9 protein-coding genes are annotated in these 13,635 nt (G+C 40.4%); 2 read left to right on the forward strand and 7 right to left on the reverse strand.

What is annotated here, in order from left to right; all coding sequences use genetic code 11:
- Positions 1-2: 2 nt before the first annotated feature.
- The 6 genes from ACP14Y_RS00845 to ACP14Y_RS00870 form a co-directional block, all read right to left on the reverse strand.
- Positions 3-3,305, reverse strand: coding sequence for a SusC/RagA family TonB-linked outer membrane protein (locus ACP14Y_RS00845; protein ID WP_424961078.1), 3,303 nt, complete (start codon positions 3,303-3,305; stop codon positions 3-5).
- A 17-nt stretch (positions 3,306-3,322) separates the two neighbouring features.
- Positions 3,323-3,856, reverse strand: a complete 534-nt coding sequence (locus ACP14Y_RS00850) for a hypothetical protein (protein WP_424961079.1) — start codon at positions 3,854-3,856, stop codon at positions 3,323-3,325.
- Positions 3,857-3,946: 90 nt separating this feature from the next.
- Positions 3,947-5,308: an efflux RND transporter periplasmic adaptor subunit gene (locus tag ACP14Y_RS00855; RefSeq protein ID WP_424961080.1), complete on the reverse strand. Its 1,362-nt coding sequence runs from the start codon at positions 5,306-5,308 to the stop codon at positions 3,947-3,949.
- Between the two features lie 32 nt (positions 5,309-5,340).
- A complete protein-coding gene (locus ACP14Y_RS00860; protein ID WP_424961081.1) occupies positions 5,341-6,777 on the reverse strand; it encodes a TolC family protein in 1,437 nt (478 codons plus the stop codon).
- Between the two features lies 1 nt (position 6,778).
- Positions 6,779-7,456 carry an L-serine ammonia-lyase, iron-sulfur-dependent subunit beta gene (gene sdaAB, locus ACP14Y_RS00865; protein ID WP_424961082.1) on the reverse strand — a complete coding sequence of 226 codons (678 nt, stop codon included), beginning with the start codon at positions 7,454-7,456 and terminating at the stop codon, positions 6,779-6,781.
- Between the two features lie 41 nt (positions 7,457-7,497).
- A complete protein-coding gene (locus ACP14Y_RS00870; RefSeq protein ID WP_424961083.1) occupies positions 7,498-8,292 on the reverse strand; it encodes a thymidylate synthase in 795 nt (264 codons plus the stop codon).
- 106 nt (positions 8,293-8,398) lie between these two features.
- Between ACP14Y_RS00870 and ACP14Y_RS00875 the strand changes: the two genes are divergently transcribed.
- On the forward strand, positions 8,399-10,594 hold the full coding sequence (locus ACP14Y_RS00875; RefSeq protein ID WP_424961084.1) for an efflux RND transporter permease subunit: 2,196 nt from the start codon (positions 8,399-8,401) through the stop codon (positions 10,592-10,594).
- Entirely contained in the window at positions 10,584-11,036 is a 453-nt protein-coding gene (locus ACP14Y_RS00880) for a peroxiredoxin (RefSeq protein WP_424961085.1), read from the forward strand. The genes ACP14Y_RS00875 and ACP14Y_RS00880 overlap by 11 nt, the downstream gene beginning before the upstream one ends.
- On the opposite strand, the gene ACP14Y_RS00885 is transcribed toward ACP14Y_RS00880, so the two are convergent.
- Entirely contained in the window at positions 11,037-13,490 is a 2,454-nt protein-coding gene (locus tag ACP14Y_RS00885) for an ABC transporter permease (RefSeq protein WP_424961086.1), read from the reverse strand.
- Positions 13,491-13,635: the final 145 nt, after the last annotated feature.

Raw genomic sequence — 13,635 nt, forward strand, 5'->3', positions numbered from 1 at the left:
AATTAGAACCCCACATTTAGTGAAAAAGTGATTAATCGTGGCTGAGGTAATGATACTCCCCCTGAACTGAAGAACTCCGGATCCTGACCTCTAAGATTCTCTCTGTCTGCGTATAGCAAGGCCAGGTTTTGTCCCTCTACAGAAACATTGGCATGCTGAAAGCCCACTTTACTAATAAATGAGTCCGGTAATTGATAGCTCAACCTTACCGTTTTCAACCTGATATAGTCTCCGTTTGCGATCCGCTCGGTACTTTTATTGAAAAGACGATATGCCAACACAATATTCCCATCAGACTGGGCCACATTCCGATCTACAATGGTTGGAATATTGGTGAGCTCCTCATCGCCTGGTACTGCCCATCGATCGACCAGCTGTCCAGGCAATGCATCGAAATCCGTGTATGTTTCAAAAAATGCGTCATTGAGACGAATTTTGTATCCCCACTTAAAGGACAATAATACATTTAAGGTCAATCCTTTATAGGAAATGATATTCGTAAATCCTCCCGATGCACGCGGTTCAGCAGAGCCCTCATAAACAAGTGCATCTTCTATTCCTTCCCTGCTTTGCAGATCAAATTGTAGCACCCGCTGACCTTCACTGTTTATAAAGGTTGGTACTCCTTGATCATTTAAACCGGCAAAATCTGTCGAATAGAGGGATCGCCTGGGTCTTCCTAAGACCGCTGCACCATTTTGACCGATCGCATCTACATATCTTGGTCCAAAATCGAGCTTGGTGATACGATCTCTACTATAGCCCATATTGAGGTTTGTTCGCCAGGTAAATCCATTTCTTTCATAATTGGTAGAATTAATTGAGAACTCGTACCCAATGATCTTCATATCGGCAAAGTTTCCGACTTTTAATCCCTGACCACCCACTCCACTGGTCTGAACCACTCCGATCAAATCAAACGAATTACGAATGTAATAGTCCATGGTCACATCTATTTTCCGATTGAATAGAGCGAAATCAAGCCCAACATTAAATTCCTTTAGTTTTTCCCAGGTTAAATCTTCATTTGTTAGATCAGCAATGAATAGGTATGGTTCCACATCTGTGGGGCGAATGGTAACATCTGATTGCAGATTGAGGCGGGCACTTGCTTGCGGGGGAAGGTTTCCAGACACTCCATAGGTACCTCTAAGTCTCACATCCGTTATTGTGGGTACCTGTTGCATAAATGATTCGTTGTAGACGTTCCATGCTCCACTTACATTCCACGTTGGCAAATAGCGTGCTTCTCTACTCTTACCCAGCTGATTAGACCCATCATATCTGAATGTGAAATTGGCTACATATTTAGAATTGTAAGCATAGCCACCATTTAAAAACCAACCAATGAACCGGTCTTTTTCCTGATCAAGACTGAAGTAATCAATATTCTGAAGATTAAAAAACTCAATGATATTTGGGTCGGTGACAACTACTCCTCCGCTCTCATAGACCACTCCTAGCCCAGTGGAAGAAGATTCGGTTCGGTTTGTCAGCCTTAGCTCCTGACCAGCCAATACATTTACCTCATGTATTTCGTTAAAGGTCTTGGACCAATCTCCGCTGACCCGACTAAAAAAATTCAACAATTCGCTCCTATCCAGATATTTGAACCCCCCTTGTGGTAAAACCACTACTGGATTGAGCCCTGGATTGTTAGGATCATTATAAAGTAGGTTGTTGGCTTGTTGAATGAACTGTGTTCCGTTTGCTCGAAAAGCCTCCGCTTGATTGGCGTTTTCAGTAATGGTGTGATCGCGCTCTGTGTTAGCATATCTGACTTGAAATACTCCCTTTAAAGAAATGTGGTCTCTGGGCATAAACTCAAAGTCCGTTTGTGCCGAAACATCTATTACTCGTATGTCAATAAAGTTGTTATCGAGTTCATGCAAGATGTTGAATGGAGCAAAATTTCGCCTGAAGAATTCAAGATTTCCGTTTTGATCATAGGGTCGAATTGATCGAGCGGTATTCAAGCTATAGCTATAAGGATTTATATCAAAGTCCCGGTTAAACTGGCCAGTAATGGGATCCAGTTCACGATTTCGCGTACCTGGCGCAGTTTGATCTCGATAACTGGCGCTTAGCTTTAAACCAAAATTAAATTGATCTGAGATGAAATAAGTATTTCTTGCAGTACCCGTAAATCGCTTTACCTGATCTGCAATGGTCTGCCCCTGGTCGTTTAAAAAGCTTATCGAATAATAATTATTGGATTTTTCACTCCCGGTGGTGAAACTCAATGAGTGCTGTTGTTGTAATCCAAAATCCCTAAAAAGCACATCAAACCAATCTGTATTGGCATTTTCATATTGGTTAAGAAACGTTTCGTTCAAACCTCCTCCCTGGCCCCATTCCAATTCATGATTGGCGATGAGGGTGTACATCTTGCCTAATGCCCCATAGTTTCTGGCACGAACAGATGAGCTAATATCCACTATTCCTTTCCTGCTTAATTCTCGATAAACGGACAGTTCTTCTGCCGAATTAAGCAAATCAAACTGATTATAAGTAGGGCGAAGTTTGACCGAAAAATTCGCATTATAATTAATTCTTAACTGGCCACTTCTGCCTTGCTTTGTCGTAATTACAATTACCCCGTTTGCTGCTCTTGCACCGTAAATTGCTGTAGCCGATGCATCTTTTAATACCTGAAAAGACTCAATGTCGTTTGGATTGAGATTGGCAATAGATGAACTAACCAGTGTATTGGCATTGCCTGAAATGAGATCGTCGGTATCAACGTTTGAAAGATCTTCCAAAATTACCCCGTCCACAACAAACAACGGCTGATTATTTCCATTTATGGATGCATTCCCTCGGATGCGGATTCTGGCAGAGGTTCCGAATGTTCCAGACACGTTATCGACATTCACACCAGCCACCTGACCTTCAAGTACTCTGCTGGCATCCACCATCCCTTGCGGACGTATATCATCCATTTTAAGGCTTTCTGATGCTCCTGTGAATAGTTTCCGATCCACCTCTTGAAATCCTGTGATGACGACCTCATCGGTTATCAGAATGTCTTCTTCAAGCGTAATATTTAAAGAGGACTGGTTGTTGATGGTTATTCGTTGGGTCTTCATCCCCAGCATTCGAATGACAAGCACATCTGAAGCATTTACAGAAATGGAAAAGTTGCCATCTATATCAGTTATCACACCATTCTGAGTGCTTTCATTAAAGATGGTAACACCAATTAATGCTTCTCCATTCGCATCGTTAATCTGTCCATTCAGGACTCTCTGAGAAAAAGCGAAAGTAGAGAGTAGTACGGCAAGTAAAAAGGATAAGACCCTCATGGACACTTACCTTTCTCCTATTGTCTTTCAAATGCATAAATCAGGTCAACTGACACTGCATCAAAGAGGTCGAAAAACTCTTCATCCGTTAATGTGTCTACCCACTCTTGTGTTAGCGTGTCAGCTACTGAATTTTTTATTAATGAAAATTGGGCTTCAACACTCCACCAAAGTTGGTCATTATCATTCTCTTCAATGTCATATTCTTCGTCTTGATCTGCATCCTCGCCAGTGAGTATTAAGACATCATCATCAAGAACCCATGTGCCATTATCCTTAATATCTGGTCCTGCCACTCCAATGCTCCTTTCATAAGTCATATCAGAGTTCAGGGAAATTTCGTACGAGTCAATTACTAAGCCTCCGAAAGAAATTTCATCAACTTCAAAAATACGGCCGTCATTATTAGAATAGTCTGCAGGAACATTTACAAGAATGTAACTATCAAGTTCCCAAGAGCCCATTTCATGGGTAAGAGTAGGCTCATCATCGCTTCCACATGAGGATATTAGAGCCAATAGTATAAGGGAGAGTAGTAGTGCCTTTTTCATAAACTTGATGTTGCTTTAGTTCGACCTTTATTTAGCTAAAGCAACATCAAGTTGTTAATCCCTTATTCAGGGACAGAAGAATTTTTCGTTTTATTCGCCCTCACTGGCAGAATCTTTTTTCTGCTGGTCATCGGACTTGGCTTCTACATCATCACCGTCTTTTAATCGTTTAGAGACTGCTAAAAATGGTCCTGATATGACTTCTGTTCCTTCCTCTACTCCTGAAATGATCTCTATCCGGTCAAAGTCACTGATACCTGTCTCAACCTCCGTTTTCACAGCCTTTCCTTCCGCAACCACAAAGATCACCTCTTTGACCTCCTCATCAGCAAGCTTGTCCGTTGCTGAAGAATCATCTTCATCATCCTTGTCGTCCTCTGAGCGAGTCGTTACGGAAGCTAATGGCACTGTTAATATATCCTTTTTCACTTCGGTTATGATATCAACACTAGCAGTCATGCCAGGTCGGAAAGGATATTTCAAGCCTTCTTCTTTAATCAGATCTTGATACGAGGTGTTCAAAATCAAAATGCGAACTTCAAATTCAGTAACCGCATCTGCTGACACTTTATCATTAGCGGTATTGGCTATGTGAGTAACTATCCCTTTAAAGGTCTTATCCATGTATGAATAGGAATCCACATCAATGATTGCTGTATCTCCCACAGAAATACGTATGATGTCGTTTTCATTTACATCTACCTGTACTTCCATCTTTGATAAATCAGCTATCCGCATTACCTCGGTTCCCTGAAACTGTGAAGTTCCCAAAACAGTCTCTCCAAGTTCAACAGGAAGCTTAGAAACTATCCCGCTCATTGGAGCAGTCAGGCTGGTAAGTCGAAGATTTTCTCTTGCATCTGCAACCCTGGCCTGAGCACTACTTAAAATATATTCTGCAGCATTCACGCTTTCCTTTGCTGACTCATAATCTTGCTCTGCAATTTCATAGTTGGCCACTGCCAGCTGATAGTCCGCCTCAGAAATCACCTTTTCTTCATAGAGCTTTTTCTGACGATTATAATCCTGTTCAGCACGTTTAAAATTTGCTGCTGCTCTTGCGCGAGCAGCTTTTGCCTGTGCAAGTGCTGCTTTTTGCTGATTTAAACCTGCAACTGCCTGATCATACGCTGACTGAAAATTGTCGGGACGAATTCTCAAAAGGAAGTCTCCCCTGCTCACACTATCACCCTCTTCTATTTCCATCTCAATGATCTCGCCTGAAACCTCAGGACTCAACGAAACTTCGACCACCGGCTGAACCTGTCCGGAAGCACTTACCTTCTCAATAATGGTGTTTTTCTCTGCTTTTGAGACCTCCACCTGAATTTTCTTTTTCTGTCCAACCCAGCCTTGTGACTTACCAATGATCGCAAAGAGGATAAGGAATAGCACTACTCCTCCCAGGACATATAAAATTTTATTATTTGATTTTTTCTTCTTCTTAGCCATGATTTTTTTTTCTAGTTACGTTGGCGATTGGTTTAAAATGTTAATGGTATTCCCTGGTAGAATTCCAGAATCTTCTTTCGGAAAATGTAATCGAATTTAGCTCTGGATAGATCTGTTCTAGCCTGAAATAGGTTATTTGAAGCGAGCTGATAATCAACAAAATTGGCGGCCCCATTGTTGTATTGATTTTCTACTGCTCTGAATGTTTCTTCCAAAGAAGCCACCTGTTTTAATGACGCCTGATAAGTCTTAGCTGCCGCAGCGGCATTTCGGTAAGCAGTTTCGATGGTCTGGTACAAAATATTCTCTTGCTCCGTCCGATTTATTTCGGCTTGCTGCAATGAAATTTTTGATCGCTGAATATCAGATCTTGTCCTGAATCCATTGAAAATAGGCACACTCAAATTCAGTGATAACCGGGTATTCAGGTTATTGTCATATTGTGTAGAGAGTGGAACTGTTTCGCTTTCCAGTTGAACATCAAAATCCTGCTCAAAAACCTGTGTTCCATCTTGTAATTGAAAGGTCGTCGGACTTAACTGTCCCGTTGGTGTGGCAGAAAGTACAGAAACATCCTGAAAGGCGTCAGAATAATTGGTACTCATAGATCCACTCAAGGAGAGCGTAGGATACATCGCACCCTTAGAAACATCAAGTCCTACATCTGCACTTTCAACCCTTAATTCGGCACTTTTTATTTCCGGTTGATTAGCGAGCGCGACATTGTAGAGCTCCATGATAGATGTTTCTCCAATTTCAGCCTGATCAACAGTAACATCCGGGATAACGATATCGATCTCTTCTCCTGGAGGCAATAGCATCCCTTGTTTTAGTGTCAAAACTGCTAAATCAAGATTGTTTTGTGCGTTGATCAGGTTTACTTCATTTGTAGCTACCTGACTCTCCAGTTGCAACTTGTTTGCCAGCGGAAGAGCACCTGACTCAACTAACAAGCTTGTTCGGTCCAGTTGCTGCTGACTTGATTCCAACTGAAATCGTGCGTTCTCCAGCAATTCCTTATTAAAGATCACATTCACATAATTCAAAGCTGTATTTAACGAAATGTCATTGATCGCTTTCTGCTTGTCGAATTCAGAAGCTTCAGCATTGAGTTTATTCTGTCTGATTGAGTTATGTACCTGAAGGCCATTAATTAGAGGTAATGAAGTGTTCGCACTAACTCCATTAAAATTTATCCGTTGATCAATGAATTGGTTGGTGGTAGGGTCAATACCTCTACCCCAGTTATATCCAAAGTTGCCATTCGCATTTAGTGTCGGGTATCGCTGAGCCTGAGCCTGCAATAAGCCGACCTGTGCCGATTGTAAGTTTAATTCACTCCGTTGCACCGTTAAATTATTCTCAACGGCGATATCAATGCATTCCTGTAAGGATAGCACACGTTTCTCCTGACTGACCGCTACAAAACATAGTAAAATCAGTGTGGTGATTAGTCCTGTTTTTCTCATATTATTTGTCTATATCAGGTATGTAGATGACCTTATGCACCCACTTCCTCTTCTTTAAATACTGTAGTGTTATATCATCAATTCCTGAATCCATTTCCAGAATCAGGCATGCCAAATCGTTCTTTCCCTTTCGGGAGACAGTCATCGTAGCAATGTTGCATTCATCTTGCGAGAGTACCTCTGTGAAAAACGCAATGCTACCCTTCACATCATCCGCTTCAATGATAAGCGTGTGCATACTGGCGGTAAAATTTGAATCAAAGCCATTCACTTCTTTAATTCGGATAACTCCGCCTCCCCGACTCTCTCCAAGTATTTCTACTTTCTTATCCCCTCTCACTGCATTAATTCTTACAGAATTGGGATGAAAAGTACTTGCGCTACCGATAGACCGAAACTTGTAAGAAAGCCCGACCTCTTCTGTCAAATCCAGTGCATTTTTTATTCGCTTATCATCCGTTCGATAATCCATCAATCCAGCCAAAATCGCTCGATTACTCCCATGTCCTTCATACGTTCGTGCAAACGAATTATAAAAAATAATGTCTGCATGCTCCGGTACGCCTCCGAGTATCTTATTGGTAACCCTTCCGATACGTACCACGCCCGCCGTATGGGAGCTGGATGGGCCAATCATAACCGGGCCAATCATATCGAATATTCCACTACTTTCTGCCATGAGTTACCGTTGGTTAGTTGACTATCTCTTCATTCAAAATGTTACACAGCCACCGCACCTTTTATATGTGGATGTGGGTCATAGTTTATCAATTCAAAATCTTTAAACCTAAAGTTGAAAATATCTTTAACCTCAGGATTAATCTTCATAGTCGGAAGATCTCTAGGTTCTCTGCTCAACTGCAGGTGTGCCTGCTCAATGTGATTGCTGTATAAATGTGCGTCTCCAAACGTGTGCACAAAATCACCAGCTTCAAGATCGCACACCTGAGCCACCATTATGGTGAATAAGGCATAGGATGCAATGTTGAAAGGAACTCCTAAAAACACATCTGCACTGCGTTGGTAAAGCTGGCAGCTTAATTTTCCATCTGCCACATAGAATTGGAATAGCGTATGACATGGAGGTAAAGCCATATCATCTACATCTGCCACATTCCAGGCACTTACGATATGTCGCCGGCTATCCGGATTGTTCTTAATCCCATCAATCAGCTTTTTTATCTGATCAATTTTTCGACCATCCGGTGTTTCCCAGCTCCTCCATTGTACTCCATAAACTGGCCCTAGATTGCCATCTTCATCGGCCCATTCATCCCAGATCGAAACGCCATTATCCTTGAGATATTTAATATTTTGGTCTCCCTGAAGAAACCACAGCAATTCATGTATGATCGATCGTAAATGAAGCTTCTTGGTTGTCACGCATGGAAAACCCTCACTAAGATCAAATCGCATCTGATAACCAAACACACTCTTTGTCCCTGTTCCGGTCCGATCACCTTTCTCGGTACCATTGTCCAGGATATGTTGCATTAGGTTCAGGTATTGTTGCATTCTGTTCGTAGTTTGGTAACAAAATTAACTTTTAAACGAAGAAACACTGAACCCACGATTAGATAAATATGTCGAGCGGTTGATTACCCCAAAGGGAAAGGCGATTATGAGCAGCTTACTGGTCGCCATAACGCTGCTTTTGGGCTGGAATCTTCAATATGTAGCTTTTGATTTCGAGTTTGAAAAATTTTTTCCTAACAATCATCCGGATAGCAAAGCTTATGCGCAGCATGTAGCACAATTTGGATATGACAATGATTACCTGCACATTATCCTTGAGCGAGAAGAAGGAATTTTTGATAAGGAATTTTTGGCACTAGCTGCTGCCTTCGAAAAGTCTTTAGCAGACATTGATGATGTTGAAAATGTGTATTCACCGCTTTCTCTTCAACACGTAGTTAAAAGTCCAACTGGTCTGATCATTTTTCCATTGATTCACACCGATAGTCCTACTGACTATCAAATCAAACAAGACAGTTCCAGGGTTTTTGGGAATCCCTTTTATCGGTCAGCTTTTAGCAACAGTGGTGGTGCACTGAGTATATACATGCACCATGCACATTTTTCCGATCAGGCACGCAGTGAAAAACTGCTGGAGGCCATCCGAAGTAAAGCCAGAAATTTTGGAATAAGTGATATTCGATTGGTGGGTAAATTGAGTGCTTCGGGTGTTTTTATTTCTTATATTCAAAATGATTTCGGAAAGTTTTTAATTGGATCTCTCTCACTTAGTTTTCTTTTACTCCTACTGATTTTCAGAAACTTTAAATCAGCTCTACTTCCATTTTTAATCAGCCTGCTTTCTATTGTGTGGTTGTTTGGTCTTATGGGGTTGATAGGATTAAAAATCAACCTTCTTAGCTCGCTTCTCCCTCCAATCCTATTCTTTGTATCCATGTCTGATGCAGTGCACTTGATGAATGCACTCAAAAAATCAGGTGGTCTTGAAGCAAAAGAAAAATTAAAGACCGCACTGCAAATTGTATGGGTACCCACCTTGCTTACTTCTGTCACTACGGCTATCGGGTTTCTAAGTCTCATTTGGATAAACACTGAGCCAGTTCAATTTCTTGGTGTTTTTGCTGCTATTGGGATCATTTTTGCTTTCATCATCACCTTTACGTTTGGTTTGCTTGTAGCCTCCATCACCAACTTTTCTGCTGATAAAAGAATACTAGAAGTACCGGATAAATGGCTTAGTATTCTCGTCTCAAAGAAAAAACCTGTTATAGTCGTCTGTGCTCTAGTTGTGTTGGCCTTAATACCTGGCATTACTCAGCTGAGGATTAACTCCTACCTTCTGGATGATCTGCCTGAGGACTCGCAAGTACGAAAGGATTTTGAGTATGCAGATGCAGAGTTGGGTGGGTCTAAGCCCTATGAGGTCAGAGTGGAAGTAGCTGATACTTCTATGTCCATTTGGGATAAGAAAGTCATGAACGAGATTGTGAAAATTGAAGAATACCTGCTCTATGAGTATCCAATCGCAAAGGTTCAATCTCCAGCAACAATCATCAAATACCTAAACATGGTAAATAATGGAGGACTTAATGAAAACTACGATTATCCTGATTCAGAGCGCTCCTATCGAAGTACCATCAGACTAAAAAATCGAATTGATCCAAAGCGACTGGATAAGCTTGTAACTGAAGACGGTAAGGTGGGTCGATTAATTGGCTTCTTTCCGGAACTAGGCTCCCATGAAACTGACATTAGAAATCAAAAAATGTTAAAATATTTTCAGGAAAACGTTGATGGCAGCATCGTTGACTATCGAATTACTGGCACCACCTACCTCATTGATAAAAGTCATGAGCTACTCTCCATTAATCTTTTAAAGGGTTTGATCACGGCAATCATTGTCATTGGAGTGATTCTGGGTATTTATTTTAAATCCTGGAAACTGCTTCTCATCAGTTTGATTCCAAACATTATTCCTCTCATTATGGTTGCTGGTATATTGGGGTGGTTTGGCATATCCCTAAAAATGACGACTTCTATCATCTTCACCATTGCTTTTGGAATTGCTGTGGATGATACCATACACATGATGAGCTACTACTTAAAAAACAAAAATGCTGATCCGATGAAACGGATGGGCGACACCTTTAAGCACGCAGGCAGTGCGATGCTAATTACTTCAATTATTATGAGTGTCGGATTTTCGCTTTACTTATTTTCCAATTTTGGTGCAACCTATTACTTAGGTCTCTTTGTTAGCCTCTCTCTGCTCATCGCGTTAATTATTGATTTGAGCCTTTTACCTATTCTTCTCATTACATTTAGAAAAAATGCTTCATAAAGGAGATCAAATACCTTACTTACGACTGGAAGATCAGGATGGCAAAATGGTATCTCTTTCAGACCTGGTGGGCAATCCAATGGTAATTTACTTTTATCCAAAAGACAATACATCTGTTTGCACTGCACAGGCATGTGGATTCCGGGATCATTATGAACAGTTTCAAGAAGCCGGTGCGGAAGTGATTGGAATCAGCAGAGATAGTGCAGAATCTCACAAAAATGTTACCAACAAACGAAACCTGCCTTTCCTATTATTAAGCGATCCTAGAAAGCAAGCTCACAAGGCATTTAAGGTTCCATCATCATTATTTGGAATGCTCCCAGGTAGAGTCACCTTCGTCATAGATAAGGAAGGGAAGGTAGCTCATACTTTCAGAGCTGACTTCAACGCAGACAAGCACATCAAAGAAGCCCTGAAAGTATTGAAAGAGTTAGACTAGTTATTCATCTTTGAGCACCTCGGATGGATTTAGCAGTGATGCTTTAGTCGTTTGAAATACGGAAATGGCTAAAGATATGAAAAGCAATATAGAGAGTGAAATGATAAAAATATCCACACCCATAGATATGTGATACTCAAAATCTGAGAGCCAGTTATTCATAACATAGTATGCCACAGGTACAGCAATAAAGAAGCCCGTTAGAAGCAACTTGACATAGTTTTTTGAGAATAGCAAAACAATGCTGGAAACGGAAGCACCCAGAACTTTCCTCACGCCAATTTCCTTTAGCTTCTGCTCTACTGAGAAAACTACAATTCCAAAAAGACCAAGTGAGGCGATAATTATTGTTAGCAAAGCAAAAAAGGACAGCACATTTCCAAATTGCTTTTCACTCGTGTATATACTTTCAAAATGATTATCCAAGAGGACATATTCAAAAGGGCGACCAGTAGCAAACTCATTCCATTTGCCATTGATCTTGGAAAGTATTGGCTCCAGATCATCCTGAGCTGCTTGGGTTTTGACCACCACCCTGGTTAATGGTCTCTCTCCTTGTGCATTGGACTCAGAATGAAAAATAGCAAATGGTTCGATTGGGGAATGAAGAGAGAAAAAATTAAAGTCTTTGACCACTCCAATAATGTGGTAATCCCCACTCCAGTTTTTAATCTTCTTATTTAAAATGTTCTCATCAATTTGCCAGCCTATCGTTCTAGCTGCAGTTTCGTTAATGATAATTCCGTTTTTGTCATCTGAATATGAAGCATTGAATTTTCTTCCCACGACCATTTCCACTTCAAGAAGATCCAAGTAATTATCATCTCCCAGGACATAGTTGAGAGGTAATGAGCCGGCTTCAGGTTTATCAGGAATGAATTGATCTCCGTTATAGATTAAGAACGGAAGCGCATCACAAACCGCAGCATTTTTGACGCCATCAAGCTTGACCAGCTCTTCTACAAATTCTTCTTGAGATCCCGTCCAATGAGTGTTTTCAACTACAATCAAGTTGTTCTTGGAAAAGCCTAAGTCAGCATTGATTACATGATTCAACTGTTTGTAAATAGTGATGGTACAGATGATAAGTAAAAACGAAAGAACATACTGTGTGACCAACATGCCATTACGAATACCAAGTCCTTTTTTACCAGACCGAAGCTCGCCTTTTAAAGCAGATATTGGCCCAAATGAATTGAAGAACAGAAATGGATAAAAACCTGCAACCACACTTACCGCCAATACTAGCACGGTAATGAAAAGTATAATCAATGGTTGATCTAAAACGGATAAACTTAGCTCTACTCCCAAGGTCTGGTTAATAAGAGGTAATAGATTTAAAATAAGGAATAGTGAAGTGGCACATGCTACTATGCAATAGGCTAAAGATTCCCCGAAAAATCGCTGAAGAAACACTCGCTTACTACCTCCAAGTATCTTTCTAACCGCTACATTTTGTGCCTTATTGGTAAACTGTGATGTGCTTAGGTTAATGAAGTTAATGCACGATAATATCAGCAAAAAGATGGCAGATCCAATCAGCGCACCTACGACCTTAATGTTTCCGACATCATTTAATCGATTGTAAATATTGTTTGAGTGCAAGTAAATGTCCTCAAATGGTTGAAGATATAAATTCCATTCTTTTCCTGCTGCGATGTATTCTTCATAGGTATAACCCATCACCTTAAGTGTTTTGATGGCATGTTTTCCAGGTAGTTGATTCAATTTTGATTGCACAACTTCCTGACTTGCTTGCTCATCTAGCAGAATAAAGGTTTCAAAAGTAGTCCACATCCAGCTCCAGTTGCTCCTGGCAACACGATCAATGCTATTAAGTGAGATCATCATATCATACTCGATGTATGACTTTTCATCCATCTTTTTAGCGACACCTGTCACTTTATATGTTTCCCGGATGGGACCTCCTCCCAAATCAATCAATTTTCCTACAGGATTTTCATTACCAAAATACTTAACTGCAATATCCTCAGAGAGAACAATAGAGTTTGGTTTATCCAGGACTGTGGCAGCATCTCCATAAAGTAGCGGGAAACTAAATACTTCAAAAAAATTAGAGTCTGCTGCTAAAATGTATTCATTGTTAAAAAACTTCTCTTCACTATCAAAATCAAACCGTACAGGATTCAATTCAGGCGTATGAACCCGGACAATTTGCCTGACCTCCGGTATCTCCTCACCAATTGCATATCCAACTCCAGGACCTGTACTGGAAAATAAATTTGGGTTATCCTCTCCCCAGATAAAAGTTTGGTTCACACGATAAATTTGGTCACCCTTATCATGAAAATTATCATAACTCAGTTCATTTTGGACATATAGATAAATGAGTATCGAAGAAAAGAAGCCCACTGTTAGCCCAAGGATATTGATGAAGCTAAATAACTTATTTCGCTTAATTGATCGGAAGAAAAGCTTAAAAGATGTAAACATTGATTCAAAATTAGGTTTTCAGTTAACATCAATGCCATAAAAGGTGCCAAAAAACATAATAATATGATTATCAATTACTTAGACTGAAAGAATAGTTTATTACCTGTTCACTTATGGACGAATAGTGTTCAAAACTCGATAAATT

The organism is Ekhidna sp., assembly GCF_965247405.1.
In the GTDB taxonomy this organism is placed as follows: Bacteria; Bacteroidota; Bacteroidia; order Cytophagales; family Cyclobacteriaceae; genus Ekhidna.